This is a genomic window from Cellulosilyticum sp. I15G10I2, assembly GCF_900095725.1.
Lineage (GTDB): Bacteria > Bacillota > Clostridia > Lachnospirales > Cellulosilyticaceae > FMMP01.
Genome location: NZ_FMMP01000006.1, coordinates 602194 through 618232, shown reverse-complemented (window position 1 = coordinate 618232; position 16039 = coordinate 602194). Strand labels below are relative to the sequence as shown.

Here is a 16039-nt window from a genome sequence, read left to right as displayed (position 1 = left end):
CTTATTTTTTATCAATAGACTAACCTATGAACTTATAAATGAGTTGAGGGGTCTTAGGCACCTCTTGGGTAATAACATATGCATTGGTCAGAATACTGCGCGCTGCCTTTTGTTGCGCTGTTTCATTGTAATAAATAGTAGCAATTGCTTCCCCTTCTCTGATATAATCCCCTATTTTCTTATGAATAACAACCCCTACAGTAAGGTCAATTACACTTGTTTTGTTTTCCCTGCCTGCACCTAATACCAATGCAGCCCTGCCTATCTCTTCGGCATTAATTGAATAAACATACCCCGTATCTTCTAAAATAATTTTTTCTGTATATTTTGATTTACCTAATAGCTCATAATTATCTACCGCATTAACATCTCCTCCTTGTAATGCTATCCATTCCTTTAACTTATCTATAGCTTTTCCATTTTTGATAATCTCTTTTATAATGATCTCTGCTTCTTTAATATCACTGCACACTTCTCCTAGGACAAGCATATGACTTGCTAGTGTAATTGTTAGTTCAGTGAGATCTTTAGGTCCATGACCTTTTAGCGTTTCTATCGCCTCTTTAACTTCTAAAGCATTCCCTACTGCATATCCAAGAGGCTGATTCATGTCAGATATAACAGCTACTGTTTTTCTGCCTACTTGGTTTCCAATATCCACCATAACTTCAGCCAAATTTACAGCTTCCTCTGTTTCTTTCATAAAAGCGCCACTTCCACACTTCACATCAAGTACAATAGCTTCCGCTCCAGATGCAATTTTCTTAGACATAATAGAACTTGCTATAAGTGAAATATTGTCCACTGTCGCAGTAACATCTCTAAGTGCATAAATCTTTTTATCTGCTGGCGCTAAGTTTCCACTTTGAGAGACAACAGCTATATGATGTTTATTAACGTGTTCAACAAACTGATCCATAGTTAACTCTACCTTAAATCCTGGTATTGCTTCTAACTTATCTATCGTTCCTCCTGTGTGGCCAAGTCCTCTTCCTGACATCTTCGCCACCTTAACGCCTGCTGCTGCAACAAGCGGTCCTAGAACGATTGTCGTCTTATCACCTACACCTCCCGTACTATGCTTGTCAACCTTTATACCTCTAATAAGTGATAAATCCATCATATTTCCGCTTTTAGCCATAGCAAGTGTTAAATCAGAAGTTTCTTCAATATTCATACCTTTAAAATAAATTGCCATAAGTAGCGCCGACATCTGATAATCTGGGATTATCCCACTAGTATAACCTTGTATTACATAGTCTATTTCTTCTTTAGATAAGGCTTTTCCTTTTTTCTTATGTTCTATAATTTCATACATTCTCATAAAAACAGCCTCCTCATTTTGATTATCTAATCCCAAAGTCTATTTCAAAATTTCTTTTAAAAAACTTGTACCAATTTCTAAATCCTTCATACCAAACAGCTCACAGAGCGTTTGCCCTATATCTGCAAAACTTGATCGAGTATTTAAATTAAAACCTGCTTTAATCTTCTCCCCAACTACAATCAGGGGTACATATTCTCTTGTATGATCAGATCCCTTTGTAGTAGGATCACATCCATGATCTGCTGTAATAATGAGAATATCCTCTTGTGTCATGAGATTTAATATCTCAGGAAGCCTTCTATCAAACTCTTCTAAACCTTGGCCATAACTCCTATAATCATTTCTATGCCCCCATTTCATATCAAAATCCACAAGATTAGTAAAGATTATCCCTTCCTTATACCGTCTCATACATTCTACTGTTGTATCAATGCCATCTTCATTACTTATAGTATGAATAGCCTGCGATATCCCTTGCTTAGCAAAAATATCTTCTATTTTTCCTATAGCAATAACAGGAATATTATCTTTCTGGCAATAAGTTAAAAGATTAGGCACCGGGGGAGTTACTGCAAAATCCCTACGATTAGAAGTTCTTACAAATTGTCCTGGTTCACCAACGAAAGGCCTTGCAATAACACGGGAAACCTCATGTTCACCAACTAGCATCTGCCTAGCTATTTCACATATTTCATACAACCTTTCAAGCGGTATAATTTCTTCATGGGCTGCAATCTGAAATACACTGTCAGCTGAGGTGTAGACTATCGGATGTCCCGTCCGCATATGTTCTTCACCTAATTGCTCAATGATCTGGGTCCCTGAAGCGGGATAGTTACCAATAATACCACCTTTTATTTTGTTTTCGAATGTATTAATTAGTGTTTTAGGAAACCCATTAGGATACGTCGGAAAAGGTTCCTTTGTATAAATACCTATCATTTCCCAATGTCCAGTAGTTGTGTCCTTCCCTTTAGATAGTTCCGCAAGTCTTCCAAATGCCCCTTTAGGTGCTATATGATTAGGTAAAAGTTCAATACCGTCAATATTCCCAAGTCCTAATTCTATCATATGCTTTATATCTAATCCTCCACAATTGGCATAAACATGTGAAAGTGTATTTGCGGCTTCATCGCCATACTGATATGCATCTGGCATAGCGCCTATCCCTACACTATCTAAAACAATCCATATTACTCTTTTCATATTTTCCACCTTCCTTATCCCACTTATGCTTCTATTATATAAATAAGTATACAAAAAAACCAGAGTTTTTATACTCTGGTATTATTTCTAAGCCCTTGGATGTGACTTGTTATAAATATCCTTAAGCTCTTCTGTTTCTTTATTGAGCTGCATATAAACTTGTGTTGTCGAAATATCGGAGTGTCCTAACATCTGCTGAACTGACTTTAAGTTAGCACCATTTTGAACTAAATGTGCTGCAAAAGAATGTCTTAACATGTGTGGTGTAATATCTTCTGCAATATTAAGTGCTTTAGAATAGTTCTTTAAGATTTTCCAAAATCCTTGTCTTGTCATCCGTTGCCCATTACAGTTAACAAATAGACAATTATCTGCATGTTCTCTTAATAGTACATGTCTAACTTGTACAATATATTGATTAAGTGCGGTAATAGCAGACTTACCAATAGGAATAGTCCGTTCTTTTTGAGAATCTCTGCAAATAATATAACCTTGCTGCAAATTAATATCTGTTACTCTAAGACCTATTAGTTCCGAAACCCTAATCCCTGTTGCATAGAGTAATTCTAACATTGCACGATCTCTAATCCCTTTTATATCATTTACGTTGGGTTGATCTAGCAAACAAGTAATTTGAGCCTCAGTTAAAATTTTAGGGACTTTTTTATCAATCTTAGGGAGGGCAATTATATGTGCAGGATTCTCACTCAGCACTTGTTGATGTATAAGATACTGACAAAACGCTCTAATAGAAGCTAATGTTCTTGAAATAGTTGCAGTAGATTTCCCTGCACTTGTCATAGACTCTAAATAGGTATTAATATGTTTATCAGTAAGCTTCACCATATCCGTAATATTAATTTGTTGGAGATACTTTAGAAAATACTTCAAGTCTCTCTCATAGGATTGGATGGTATTATTGGATGCTGATTTAACGTCTTTTAAATAATATAAAAATAACGTGATATATTCCTGCATATCTACTCCCCTTTAACCCTCTATAATATTATTTGAATTTTAGTTTTATTCTATTATACCTAAAATGACTTTTACTGTCTATATCATTTCATTTTTATGTACTATTCCATCTATTTCTTAAGGCATAATCTTTATCTTCTGTTTGTAAATATAATAAAACACTTATCATAGCTGATAAGTGTTTTATTATGACTAAATATCTTGTGGCAACACTTTATTTAAAACAACTCCTATCAGCGCTGCTATGGCAAGTCCTGATATCGTTATAGTTCCTACCACTGCGATATTATCAATACTAATTCCTGTAACGAAAATAATCGCTGCAATAATTAAATTTCTGCTATGCGTAAAATCAAGTTGTGCATCAACTAACGTTCTTACACCAACACTCGCAATCATTCCAAATAAAATAATACTGATTCCTCCCATAACAGGCGTAGGTATCGTCTGAATAATTGCTGTGAACTTACCAAACAAACTAAGTACTATTGCAAAAACAGCAGCTATTCTTATAACATTTGGATCATATACTTTGGTCACTGCAAGTACGCCTGTATTTTCACCATATGTAGTATTTGCCGGGCCACCTAAAAGTCCCGCTGCCATTGTTGCAAGTCCATCTCCAAGCAGTGTTCTATGGACCCCTGGATTATCAAAAAAGTTTTTGCCAACTACAGCACCATTTGTTGTAATATCTCCTATATGTTCAATAAAAACAACAAGTGCAATAGGTGCAATTGCAATAGCCGCTTCCCAAGTAAATTTAGGAAGAGTGAAAAGATGCTCAGTTCCTAAGTCTGAAAAACCAAACCAAGGGGCATCAACAATAGCTGCTATATCAACCATACCAAATACCATTGCTGCTAAATAGCCTACAATTACAGAAATTAGAATAGGTACCATCTTAAAAAAACCTTTTGCAAATATAGATACAATAATCATGGTAACAATAACGATAGTCGCTACTAAAAGACCTTGAAAAGGAATTCTAAAAACACCAGAAACATTATTGAAGATTGCGCTGTCTATTTGAAAACCATTACTTGTTAGTATTTCAGCCATCTTCTGTGCATCTGGGTTCTGCTCTACAATAGGTGAATAGCCTATCATGTTAATTGCAACAGGACTAAGTCTAAGGCCTATAACCATAATGATAGGGCCTACTACGATAGGTGGAAAAAATGATTTTACTCTTTCAACACCTGCTAGTTTAATAACTCCTGCCATTATAACATAAACGAGTCCAGTTGCAATAATCCCCCCCTTTACTACACCAATGCCATAGGCTTGTAATGTAATAGCAATAGCTGAAATAAATGCAAAACTTGATCCTAAAAACACAGGAACTATACCTTTTGTAACACTGTGAAATACTAAAGTTCCTATCCCGGCACAAAGCAGTGCAATCCCTGGGTCTAGCCCCGTTAAAATAGGTACCAGTACTGTTGCACCAAACATTGCGAGTACGTGTTGCAGACCAAGGATAAGCTTTTTACTAATGTTAATTTGTTCCATATTCATTTCTCCTTTTAAGTAATTTATATTAATTTTTAATTTCTAGCAAAACAATATTATCGCCATCTATTTCTTTAATATGAACATGGACGATCTCTTTTTTAGATGTCGGTATATTTTTACCTACGAAATCTGAGCGAATAGGCAGTTCTCGATGCCCTCTATCTATAAGTGTCGCAAGTTTAATATAGCTTGGTCTTCCAATATCCATAAGTGCATCCATCGCCGCCCGAACAGTCCTTCCTGTATAAATGACATCGTCTACAAGAATAATAGTTTTCCCATTAATATTTGAATTAATGATACTTTCTCCAGTAATAGGCTGGGAAAATTTTTTTTCTAAATCATCACGATAAAAAGTAATATTTATTTTTTCTACAGGCACATCAGTATTTTCAATCAGTTTTATCTTCTCAGATAATATTTTGGCAAGTGGCACGCCTCTCGTTTCAATTCCTACAAGTACTATATCCCTTGCCCCTTTATTTGCTTCTATAATCTCATGGGCAATTCTTGTTAGCGCTCTATTCATAGCTGCTTCATCGAGTAATATTTTTTGTTCTTCCATATCAGGCTCCCTATTTAAAATTAAGATAGATAAATAAAAAAGGCTTCTTAAGTCAATAAGAAGCCTTTCTAGATATACAATATACACGCATGTGCATGCATCATTATTTCGTTATTGTACACCTTATTAGCCTCTCGGACTATTTTAAAGGATTCAAATTTGATTTATTTTCTCATGTTTTTCTAAGTTTGTCAATCATTATTGTAAAATATTGCGGTAAGTCGCTATCAAACTCCATATATTTCCCTATACTTGGATGAACAAATCCTAATGTTTTCGCATGCAGCATTTGCATATCTATGCCAAATGCAAGTTTTTGTGGTCCATAAACAGGATCTCCAAGTAGTGGATGTCCTATATGTTTCATATGAACTCTTATTTGATGCGTTCTTCCTGTATATAAGGTAAGCTCAATATAACTAAAATTTTTATAAGTCTCTAGTACTTTATAATGGGTCTTTGCATACCTTCCGCCATCTGTTATTGCCATTTTTTTTCTATCCTGATGAGATCTCCCTATAGGCGCTTCTACAATACCTTCCATCTCTTTAAAGACCCCATAAACAATAGCATGATATTTCCTTGAAATGTCATGTTCCTTTAGGAGTGTTGATAGTTTCAGATGCGCTTTATCATTTTTTGCAATCATCAGCAACCCAGAAGTATCTTTATCTATTCGATGTACAATACCCGGCCTAATCTCACCATTAATTCCGGACAAATTATCTTTGCAATGATATAACAAAGCATTTACTAATGTCCCTCTATAGTTGCCTGGAGCAGGATGAACAACCATATCTTGTGGTTTGTTAATAATAATAATATCTTTATCTTCATAGACAATATCTATAGGAATAGGCTCAGCAACAATATTAACCTCTATAGGATCTGGAACTTCAACTAGGATACTATCATTAATCTTAATTTTATATTTACTGCTTTCATATTTATTATTTACAGTCACATGTTTTTCATCTATTAATTTTTGTAGAAATGATCTTGTATAATCTTGTAATTTTTCCGCGAGGTATTTATCTAGTCTAATACCTTCTTGATCTGTACTAACAATATTAATTTGTTCTGCCATAATCTTATTCCTCTGCACCCTGGGGCGTATCAATTTCTCCAAAAATAATAACTACAAGCAAAATCCCGACTCCTACTACAACAAAAATATCAGCCACATTAAATACTGGAAAATCGATCAATCTAAAGTATAAGAAATCTCTTACATAACTAAGAGATATTCTATCTATAAGATTACCGATTGCCCCACTTATTATGAGTACAAATGAAAGCTTCATCCATTTTCCTGAGGGTGTAGATGGAATTTTTCTAAAGTAAATAATGATAGCAATAAGTACTAAAATAGTCATACTAATAAGAAACCATTGCTTTCCTTGAAGCATTCCAAACGCTGCACCTCTATTTTCTATATACGTTAAATGAAATATATTTTTCCATAGCAAAATATCCCTTCCTTGTCCAAGTGCAGCAACTGCCCATAGTTTTGATAGTTGATCCAAAATAACCAAGCCGCTTATGATTAATAATGTTATAATCGTCATATTTTACTCCCTTCAATTAATAAAATGACTAAGAAAAAACGTGCTTAGCTGCACGTTTTCATTAAAAATTTCATAGCCTCTTCTACATCTTCTTCTTTCACATCTGTGACAATTATTGTGTGTGCAACATCCTGCAGAAGAATAAAAGATACCTTACCATAAGATTTCTTTTTATCGTATGCCATATGCTTCCATATATCAGCTGTAGCATAATGATCTAAAGACTGTAAAAGTCCAAACTTACGACATACCTCAATAATGAGCTCTACTTGCTTTAAATCTAATAAATGTCTTTTATAACTCATGTAAGCTGCGACAACTATGCCATAAGCTACACACTCTCCATGAGAATATTTAAATGCGCTGAGTGTTTCTATAGCGTGTCCAACGGTATGTCCAAAATTGAGAATTTTTCTAACACCTAATTCCTTTGGATCTGCTTCAACAACATCACACTTTACCTTACAAGACCTAAAGGTCATCTCTTTAATAATCTTTTTATCTAATGCAAGTATTTGATCTTTGTGCGCAACTAAATATTCAAACAGTTTCGCATCATAAATAAGCGCGTGTTTTATGACTTCACTCATACCGCCGATTAGTTCTCTTGCAGGCAGTGTTTCTAAAGTTCTAATATTAATATAAACTAATAATGGATTATGAAATGCGCCTACAATATTTTTATATTTTAAATAATCTACACCTACTTTTCCACCGATACTGCTATCGTTTTGTGCAACAACAGTTGTTGGAATTTGTATAAAAGGAATCCCTCTCATATAGGTCGCTGCTGCAAAACCAGCAATATCCCCTACAACACCTCCCCCAAGCGCAATAATAACTGAACTTCTATCTATTTTATGAGCTAGTAATGTATCAAAAATAGGTGTAATGACTGATATGTTTTTGGATAATTCTCCTGCTTCAAAAACATGAACACAAGTTGGCGCAATCTGTTCAACTATGCTTTTAACAGTCTCAAGATAAATAGGTGCTATGTGACTATCTGTTATAATACAAATACTACTTGGCTTACAGACTGTAGTGATAGACTGTTTAAGCTCCTCAAAATTATCAGTACAACAAACGTCATACGGCCTGCTTTTAACTGCTTTTAATATTTTCATGCTAACTCCTCATCACAAATAGGCATATATTCTTTAGTATAAAACTTATTATCCTCATCTAAATTGAGCGGTTCAAACCCAGTTAAAAGATCTTTTTCTTCCTCAGTAACAGTTGGTGTCTCCTTAAATAGGTCATCTTCTTTAGCCAAAGACTTGTCTTCATTATTTTCAATAATTTCAAGTTGAGCTTGTAGGATTTGATTGAATTGTATTTTATATCCTTTATATTGTCTTTTAATTGCCTCTATATTTTGATCAAGTTCAAATGCTTCTTGCCTTCCTTTTTCTAAAATCCTGCTCACACGCTCTTCTGCTGAGAAAATCATTTTCTCGGCCCTTTGCTCTGCATCCTTTTTAATTTGCTCTGCTTTTTCATAGGCAGCACTCTTGGTATCCTGCGCTGTTTTATCTGCTAAAACCAACACATTCTGTATAGTGGCTTCCATAGTTCTGTAGTATTGAATACTTTCATTAAGTATATTCATTTTATCTTTAAGTGCATAATTTTCATTAATAAGTTCTTGATAAGATCTAATGACCTCCTCGACAAAATCATTAACTTCTTCTACGTTATAACCGCCTATCTTACTCTTTTTAAATACTTTATTTTGTATATCAACTGGTGATAACATATAAATCCCCCTTATATATACTTTTCAATACAAATGTGCAGCCTATCTTTCTTAGTTGTTCCATTAACTTGTTTTAACTTTATTTTTCCATAACCTCTTAATGTAATAATATCTCCCTCCTTTAAAAAATGCTGTGGCGAGATGAGTATACCATTACACTTTGCTTTATCATTTTGTATAAGTTTCGTACAAGACGTTCTCGAAATTCCAAATCCAACTGATGCTACAGAATCTACTCTTAATGATGCAACAGTTGTATTAATTTCTTTGACTTGCGGGGAACCTACTGATAACTCTAACTCTGAAAAACTAACCTCCACAAGCTCGATATTCTGATATTTGCCTATACTTGTTAATGTACAAGTAATATAGTCAATCATACTTTTCTTAATAATTAAATAAGCTCCAAAAGGTTTAATAATAATATCTCCTATGATATCTCTTTCTAACCCAAGACCAAGTAAAGCACCTAAAAAATCACGATGTGATAGAGCCTTACCGATACCTGTTTTTACTATAATCTTCAAACACCCAATAGGAAATACAAAATTTGTATCATATGTTGGAAAAAAACCCAAAACCTGCCTTTCGGCATGCTCATATCCTCCAAAAAATTGATACGCAAACATATTGGTTAGCCCTACATGTTTTTGAATAACCTGTTTCATCCATTCTACATTATAAAATTCAGTAAAAAAAGCTCTTTTCTGAACTTCTCTTTTACGTGAATACTCTAAAAGGATGTTAATAAATAGTTTTTCTTTGGGATCCTTAATCTCATGTAACGGTTTTTTCATAAACTCACTTTCTAACTACACTATTGGCTGAAATATATTTTTTTGTTTAAGTTTCTCTGGATTAATATGAATATGTTCAGGTGCAAAGATAAATATATTCTCAGTAATTTTTTCTACTGAACCATTTAAGGCACAACTTGCTCCTGTTAAATAATCAACTGCTCTTTGCATTTCATGTTGATCAATTTTCTCCATATTTACAATAATAGGCTTTTTAGCTTTAATATAGGAGCATATTTCTCCCGTCATATCGTAACTAAGCATCGTAAAATTAAGAATCTCCATTTTATTTGACTGATTAATTGAAACCACTTTTGCTGGAGATATAGGGGGAGTATGACCTATATTTCTATTAATAGGTTCACTTTCCCTTGGCATGTCCTCCAATTCGTCATCATCATATTCATCTTGTGGTGAAAATATATTTCTAAGTTTTGACATAAAAGAACTCATAAATCTCCTCCTTATTATTTACTATAAGTATAGTTTCTGTCGCCAAAAATATTTGTGCCTACTCTAATCATCGTAGCGCCTTCTTCAATAGCTATCTCATAGTCATTACTCATTCCCATGGATAATACTCCTGTACTTATATTATTAAGCTTTTGTTTTTGGATGTCAACCGATAAATCATAAAGTTGTCTAAAGATTTGTCTATTTTCTTCAGGATTTTCTACATAAGGAGCCACCGTCATAAGACCTTTCATCCTAACATGGGAAAGTCCTGATATCTGCTTAACATATTCCATCGTCTCTTCTATTAAAATACCATGTTTGGAAGTTTCTCGACCTACATTAACTTCTAACAATACATCAGTTAAAATACCTTTCTTGATTGACTGCTTTTGTATTTCCTGTACTAGCTTTATACTATCTACTGAATGAATAAGCTTCGTTTTGCCAATTAGATATTTTACCTTATTCGTTTGAAGATTCCCTATAAGATGCCAATTTACAGGTGTATCAACTTTATCTATTTTATCTATTAATTCTTGTACTCTATTTTCTCCAAAATCTCTACATCCTAATGCAATTGCTTGTTCAATATCTGAAACGGGATAAGTTTTCGAGACTGCAATTAGGGTAATATCATTTATACTTCTATTTACCTTTTGAGAAACTTTACCTATACTTTCTCTTATCTTTTCCAGGTTTTCTTTTATCAATTTTTTCACCTTCTATTCATTCTGTATATTCATATGTTGTAAAAGTTGATCTCTTTTTATACTTTTTGGATTAGATATAATCTTGTCTAATTCTTTTAATTCATTATTTGCAGTATACTTAATAAGTGCATATTCATTATTCCGCAAATACACATCTATTGCCTTAAACTGCGCAAGCTTACCATTAATAACATATACCCCCTCTTTTGTGTAGATATCGCCTAATTTTAGCGTTGCTTGAGTGGTTGGATGATATAAAATATCATTGATGTTAATAGCATCTCTTACGCCTACTTCTTGTAAAATATAAATCTCATCATTTTTTTCATACTGAGGAATTATTTTTACAAACTCAGTTATGTCACTATTTTTACGGTATACACCGAGTTGTCCATCTTTCTCTATTTTATATTCAGATGGTATTTTTAACATATTTTGTTCTACAATAGCCTGCAGTGGTATTTTTAGCCCTTCTTCATTTCTATTGCCAATACTAAAATCAAGAATTCTTAAATTCAAAAACCGATCCATTTGCTCATTTGTTTCAAAAACCAGTTTGATCTTATTATCTTCTATTATTTTCTTTTCTAATTTAAAAGTAATCTGGATACGATTTCCTGTCTCAAAATTCAATACATAGTTTTGTCTTTCTTTATAAGCGTCTCCTTCTTCAAGATCAATATAAGTTACTATATACCATCTATCATCTGATATAATTCTATAAAGGGGCATTCCTTTTGAGATGTATGTGTTATTTCCAAGATTTTGATGACTCTCTTGTCTTATATCCTTAAACATACTATAACTCATAGTGTCAATAACTTGTGGCGTAAGACGTTCTTCTGCGCCATCTATACCATAAGAAACTATGCCTGATTTTTCTGTTTTATTAGCATACTGCATCTGACTTACTTCGGCATTCAAAGTTGTTAATTTTTGTCCAACAGTCTCCCCTAAAGTATTTTGCTCGTTAACATATAACTTCGTCCGTTTACTTACGTTATTTTCTAATTCATTTCTTATTGAATAAATATATTCTGTCGTATCTTTATATCTTTCACTATAAAAAGTATTAATTGTATTTTTAATACTTGAATCTATTTGGTAAAGGTCATCCTGATAATATGAAAACTTTTCTCGTTTATTTGCTGCGTTATAAAGCTCATGACTTATTTTACTCTTCTCTTCTAAAGCTTGCTGCAGCGAAGGATCATTAATTAAAACACATACTTCTCCATTTTTTTTAACTTTTTCTCCTTCAGCTATTATTGTCTTCATCATACCTTCTTTTTCGCTATAGTATACTTTCTCCTCTCTAATAATGATTCCTTCAAATGCTTTCGAATTATCTATACTGCCTGTTTTTACAATTTGATAGGATACCTTTGGGTAAGTTAACATATCTTTAATACTAATAGCCCCCCAAACCGTAGTTACTGTAATAAACATAGCTAAGACAATTTTAACACTAAAACGCAATTTATCTTTACGTTTGTTTTTACGAATATCACGTTTTGATAACTTATTATTCTCTTTAATCTGTTTTTTTCTAACTTCTGGAGAAACCATTGGAGTGTATGCACTTTGTGTTGCAGGATACTCAGATTCTCTTGTATAGGGATTGAAATACTCTAACTTATTACTTTTAGAAGAACGTTGTCTTTTAGTAGAATGCAAATCGATTGTTTTATGCTGCTTTAAGTTGTTATTCATTTGTTCACTTCCAATCATATCCTCTAATACTTATCATGATATAATGGAATAGTAAATCTTGCAATACTTAGAAAGCACAAAATCATTTATGAGCGCTTCTATTTTTAAGAAAGTATAGCTTACCGCAATCTATCCTATACTTTCTTAAAAATAAAAAAGGCACAAATGTGCCTTTTAAAGTAAAATACAAATAAGCCCGCCATTGCCTTCATTGATAATTTTTTGCAACGTTTCCTGAAGTTTTTGCTGTGCATCTTCTGGCATTCTATAAAGCTTATTTTGCAACCCTTCATTAACTAGTTCATGAAGAGATTTGCCAAAAATATTAGATTGCCAAATTTTCCCCGGATCTGTTTCAAACTCACTTAAAAGGTAGTTGATTAGGTCTTCACTTTGCTTTTCTGTCCCAACAATAGGTGAAACTTCAGTTTGAATATTAGCTCTAATAATATGATAACTTGGTGCACTTGCTCTTAATTTCACACCAAACTTATTACCTTGTTTAACTATTTCTGGATCCTCTAATGTAAGCTCTTCAAAAATAGGACTGACAACGCCATACCCTTTCTCTTTAACTTCATTCATTGCATAGGCTACTTTATCATATTCTTTCTTAGTACTTGCAAGCTCCTTAATAAGAATCATCAACTCATGATCTCCATGAATTTCCATTCCTGTTGTTTCTGAAAGCACTTGATAGAAAAGGTCATCTGTTGTATTAACATCTACTTTAACAACACCTTCACCAAGTTGAATTTTTTCTAAGTAAACATTTTTGATAAAATCCATGTCTCTAAATTGATCTACTGCTTCTCTAATTTGCCTTATATTCTCTAGAGGAAAAATAAATTCTTGAATATAGTCTATCCATGCTTTTTTAACCCAATGTTCATTATCCAAAGTCTCTACCCATTTAGGAAGCATAAATTGAATCTCATTAAGTGGAAATTCATAAAGTATTTTCTCTAGCAGTTGATGAATATCTTCTGATTTCATCTGTGCAATATCCATAGGCACAACAGGAACATCGTACTCCCTAGAAAGCATATTTGATGCTTCTACTGTTTCTGCATCAAATGGCTTTTTTGTATTATAGACTACAATAAATGGTTTTCCTAGCTTTTTAAGTTCTCGAATAGCACGTTGTTCTGCTTCTATGTAACTATTTCTCGAAATTTCTGTAATACTTCCATCTGTTGTAACAACAATGCCTATTGTTGAGTGATCAGTTATAACTTTCTTTGTTCCAATTTCCGCAGCTTGTGCAAAAGGTATTTCTTCTTCAAACCACGGTGTTTTTACCATTCTAGGCACATTATTATATAAATGTCCTTCTGCTTCTGGTACCATATAACCTACACAGTCAATCATTCTTACCTTAACCTCAAAATCTCCCCCTATAGTAATACCAATGGCCTCATTGGGAATAAATTTAGGCTCTGTTGTAGTAATCATTTTTCCATCTCCGCTTTGAGGTAGTTCATCCTGAGTTCTTTCTTTACTGTAATCATTTTTAATATTAGGTATAACCAGCGTTTCCATAAATCTTTTTACAAATGTAGATTTACCTGTTCTTACTGGACCTACTATTCCTATGTATATATCGCCATTTGTCCTTTCTGAAATATCCCTATATATATCATAATATTCCATCAAAAGATACCTCCTTATATTTAAAATGTATGGGTACATTAAAATATATGTTTGTCTAGCAATATATAGTACTAAATATATGTTGTTTTTACTTAAGTTTAACACTATCACTTTAATAAAAAAGAAGCAAATCAGATGGATTTGCCTCCGTTTATCTTAATTATTCTTCGTTTTAATAATAATGCTCACTTTTTTTGTCTCTTTGCATTAAATCATTAATAGATTCTTTGACTGATTTATCTTCAAATAAAGTTTCATAAATGGCATTTAAGATGGGCATTTCAATTTCATATTTAAGCATCAATTCATGTCCTGCCTTAGTTGTCGGAACGCCTTCTACAACCATATTCACCTTATCAAGTGCTTCACTTACTGTATAACCCCTACCTAAAAGTTCTCCGGCCCTTCTATTTCTACTATGTCCGCTTGTACACGTTACAATAAGGTCACCAATGCCTGTAAGTCCTGCAAAAGTTGCTGGATTGCCGCCCATGGCAACTCCAAGTCTTGTAATCTCCGCTATGCCTCTTGTGATAAGAGCAGCTTTTGTATTATCCCCATAGCCTATGCCTTCAATAGTTCCTGCCGCTAGTGCGATAACATTTTTTAGTGCGCCTCCAAGCTCAATACCAACAAGATCATCGTTCGTATAAACTCGGAAAAATTTAGTCATAAATGTATCTTGTATATTTTCTGCTGCCTTCATATCTCTCCCACTTACTACAACCGTAGTAGGAATATGTCTGGCTACCTCTTCTGCATGACTTGGCCCTGATAATACAACTACTTTATTAGGTAATATCTGCTCTATCACCTCAGATAGCCTAAGCAAACTGCCTTCTTCTATTCCCTTTGATACATTAACAACAATTGTATCTTGTGCTATATAATCTTTCATTAAATTTACAGTTGCTCTTATTGCCTTTGAAGGCACAGCTATAATAACGATCTCCTGATCACTTAGTGCTTCTCTCATGGAAGTAGTAAAATGAATTTCAAGAGGTATTTTGATTCCTGGAAGGCAACGTTTATTTTCTCTATGTTGTAAAATAGAATTTTTTTCTGCTTCATCGTAACACCAAACTGTAATATTATTACCCTTTTCATTAAGTAACAACCCTAGCGCAAGCCCCCATCCACCGGCTCCTACAATAGCTATATCTTTCACCTGTATACCTCCTGCTACTTCTTAATAATTAGTTTTGATTCTGTTCCTTCAATCAGCCTCTTTATATTAGCTTTATGCCTATAAAAAGTAATGCCTGTTACAACTATACCTAGAATCATGGCCTCTATACCATAAGGCGCACCACTATGAAAAATGATAAGTATTATTGGAATAGAAGCTGTTAAAACCAAAGAACTAATAGATACAATTTGAGTAAAACCAAAAGTTATGAGAAAAAGAACGCCTGCTATTAGGAATATCTTAATATCTAAAGCAAGAAGCATTCCAGCTGTTGTCGCGATCCCTTTCCCACCTTTGAATTTGAAAAACAAAGGATAACTATGTCCTAGTATAGCTCCAATTCCGCTATATAATCCTATTAAAAGATCTTCATTTGGAAATAGTATTCTAGCTAATACCACTGCAAATATTGCTTTAAAAATATCTATTAATAAAACTATAATACCGGCCTTTTTTCCTAAAACCCTTGCGGCATTGGTTGTCCCTGGATTGCCGCTCCCATGTTTAGTAATGTCAATTCCCTTAATCTTTCCATACAAAATAGCTGATTGAATACCGCCAAAAAGATATCCTATTATAAATGCTGCTATACGATACATA

At 33.5% G+C, this 16039-nt stretch carries 16 protein-coding genes; all 16 read right to left on the bottom strand.

Features of this window, described 5'->3' with window-relative positions:
- Window positions 1-19: 19 nt before the first annotated feature.
- On the bottom strand, window positions 20-1324 hold the full coding sequence (locus BN3326_RS02925; protein ID WP_069997609.1) for a pyrimidine-nucleoside phosphorylase: 1305 nt from the start codon (window positions 1322-1324) through the stop codon (window positions 20-22).
- A gap of 39 nt (window positions 1325-1363) precedes the next feature.
- On the bottom strand, window positions 1364-2533 hold the full coding sequence (locus tag BN3326_RS02920; protein WP_069997608.1) for a phosphopentomutase: 1170 nt from the start codon (window positions 2531-2533) through the stop codon (window positions 1364-1366).
- 87 nt (window positions 2534-2620) lie between these two features.
- Window positions 2621-3511 carry a site-specific tyrosine recombinase XerD gene (gene xerD, locus BN3326_RS02915; protein ID WP_069997607.1) on the bottom strand — a complete coding sequence of 297 codons (891 nt, stop codon included), beginning with the start codon at window positions 3509-3511 and terminating at the stop codon, window positions 2621-2623.
- A 192-nt stretch (window positions 3512-3703) separates the two neighbouring features.
- Window positions 3704-5026 (bottom strand): uracil-xanthine permease family protein, encoded by a 1323-nt coding sequence (locus BN3326_RS02910; protein ID WP_069997606.1) that lies wholly within the window; start codon window positions 5024-5026, stop codon window positions 3704-3706.
- Window positions 5027-5054: 28 nt separating this feature from the next.
- Window positions 5055-5594: a bifunctional pyr operon transcriptional regulator/uracil phosphoribosyltransferase PyrR gene (gene pyrR / locus BN3326_RS02905; RefSeq protein WP_069997605.1), complete on the bottom strand. Its 540-nt coding sequence runs from the start codon at window positions 5592-5594 to the stop codon at window positions 5055-5057.
- 172 nt (window positions 5595-5766) lie between these two features.
- A complete protein-coding gene (locus BN3326_RS02900) occupies window positions 5767-6681 on the bottom strand; it encodes an RluA family pseudouridine synthase (protein ID WP_069997604.1) in 915 nt (304 codons plus the stop codon).
- 4 nt (window positions 6682-6685) lie between these two features.
- Complete coding sequence (gene lspA, locus BN3326_RS02895; RefSeq protein ID WP_069997603.1) at window positions 6686-7162, bottom strand: signal peptidase II; 477 nt, start codon at window positions 7160-7162, stop codon at window positions 6686-6688.
- Window positions 7163-7206: 44 nt separating this feature from the next.
- The gene (aroB, locus tag BN3326_RS02890) at window positions 7207-8289 is read right to left on the bottom strand and encodes a 3-dehydroquinate synthase (RefSeq protein ID WP_069997602.1); all 1083 of its coding nucleotides are present in this window, start codon (window positions 8287-8289) and stop codon (window positions 7207-7209) included.
- Window positions 8286-8921: a DivIVA domain-containing protein gene (locus BN3326_RS02885; protein ID WP_069997601.1), complete on the bottom strand. Its 636-nt coding sequence runs from the start codon at window positions 8919-8921 to the stop codon at window positions 8286-8288. The genes aroB and BN3326_RS02885 overlap by 4 nt, the downstream gene beginning before the upstream one ends.
- Before the next feature lie 11 nt (window positions 8922-8932).
- Window positions 8933-9718: a YlmH/Sll1252 family protein gene (locus tag BN3326_RS02880; RefSeq protein WP_069997600.1), complete on the bottom strand. Its 786-nt coding sequence runs from the start codon at window positions 9716-9718 to the stop codon at window positions 8933-8935.
- 15 nt (window positions 9719-9733) lie between these two features.
- Entirely contained in the window at window positions 9734-10171 is a 438-nt protein-coding gene (locus BN3326_RS02875; protein WP_069997599.1) for a cell division protein SepF, read from the bottom strand.
- Window positions 10172-10185: 14 nt separating this feature from the next.
- Window positions 10186-10884 carry a YggS family pyridoxal phosphate-dependent enzyme gene (locus BN3326_RS02870; RefSeq protein ID WP_069997598.1) on the bottom strand — a complete coding sequence of 233 codons (699 nt, stop codon included), beginning with the start codon at window positions 10882-10884 and terminating at the stop codon, window positions 10186-10188.
- A 12-nt stretch (window positions 10885-10896) separates the two neighbouring features.
- Window positions 10897-12597, bottom strand: coding sequence for a biotin/lipoyl attachment domain-containing protein (locus BN3326_RS02865; protein WP_069997597.1), 1701 nt, complete (start codon window positions 12595-12597; stop codon window positions 10897-10899).
- A 174-nt stretch (window positions 12598-12771) separates the two neighbouring features.
- Window positions 12772-14250: a stage IV sporulation protein A gene (gene spoIVA / locus BN3326_RS02860; RefSeq protein WP_069997596.1), complete on the bottom strand. Its 1479-nt coding sequence runs from the start codon at window positions 14248-14250 to the stop codon at window positions 12772-12774.
- 172 nt (window positions 14251-14422) lie between these two features.
- Window positions 14423-15418: an NAD(P)H-dependent glycerol-3-phosphate dehydrogenase gene (locus BN3326_RS02855; RefSeq protein ID WP_069997595.1), complete on the bottom strand. Its 996-nt coding sequence runs from the start codon at window positions 15416-15418 to the stop codon at window positions 14423-14425.
- 14 nt (window positions 15419-15432) lie between these two features.
- Complete coding sequence (plsY, locus tag BN3326_RS02850) at window positions 15433-16038, bottom strand: glycerol-3-phosphate 1-O-acyltransferase PlsY (RefSeq protein WP_069997594.1); 606 nt, start codon at window positions 16036-16038, stop codon at window positions 15433-15435.
- Window position 16039: the final 1 nt, after the last annotated feature.

What these genes read in the sequence shown, in the direction of transcription:
- BN3326_RS02925 (WP_069997609.1), bottom strand. Translation starts at nt 1,324, where the DNA reads ATGAGAATGTATGAAATTATAGAACATAAGAAAAAAGGAAAAGCCTTA.
- BN3326_RS02920 (WP_069997608.1), bottom strand. Translation starts at nt 2,533, where the DNA reads ATGAAAAGAGTAATATGGATTGTTTTAGATAGTGTAGGGATAGGCGCT.
- xerD (WP_069997607.1), bottom strand. Translation starts at nt 3,511, where the DNA reads ATGCAGGAATATATCACGTTATTTTTATATTATTTAAAAGACGTTAAA.
- BN3326_RS02910 (WP_069997606.1), bottom strand. Translation starts at nt 5,026, where the DNA reads ATGGAACAAATTAACATTAGTAAAAAGCTTATCCTTGGTCTGCAACAC.
- pyrR (WP_069997605.1), bottom strand. Translation starts at nt 5,594, where the DNA reads ATGGAAGAACAAAAAATATTACTCGATGAAGCAGCTATGAATAGAGCG.
- BN3326_RS02900 (WP_069997604.1), bottom strand. Translation starts at nt 6,681, where the DNA reads ATGGCAGAACAAATTAATATTGTTAGTACAGATCAAGAAGGTATTAGA.
- lspA (WP_069997603.1), bottom strand. Translation starts at nt 7,162, where the DNA reads ATGACGATTATAACATTATTAATCATAAGCGGCTTGGTTATTTTGGAT.
- aroB (WP_069997602.1), bottom strand. Translation starts at nt 8,289, where the DNA reads ATGAAAATATTAAAAGCAGTTAAAAGCAGGCCGTATGACGTTTGTTGT.
- BN3326_RS02885 (WP_069997601.1), bottom strand. Translation starts at nt 8,921, where the DNA reads ATGTTATCACCAGTTGATATACAAAATAAAGTATTTAAAAAGAGTAAG.
- BN3326_RS02880 (WP_069997600.1), bottom strand. Translation starts at nt 9,718, where the DNA reads ATGAAAAAACCGTTACATGAGATTAAGGATCCCAAAGAAAAACTATTT.
- BN3326_RS02875 (WP_069997599.1), bottom strand. Translation starts at nt 10,171, where the DNA reads ATGAGTTCTTTTATGTCAAAACTTAGAAATATATTTTCACCACAAGAT.
- BN3326_RS02865 (WP_069997597.1), bottom strand. Translation starts at nt 12,597, where the DNA reads ATGAATAACAACTTAAAGCAGCATAAAACAATCGATTTGCATTCTACT.
- spoIVA (WP_069997596.1), bottom strand. Translation starts at nt 14,250, where the DNA reads ATGGAATATTATGATATATATAGGGATATTTCAGAAAGGACAAATGGC.
- plsY (WP_069997594.1), bottom strand. Translation starts at nt 16,038, where the DNA reads ATGTATCGTATAGCAGCATTTATAATAGGATATCTTTTTGGCGGTATT.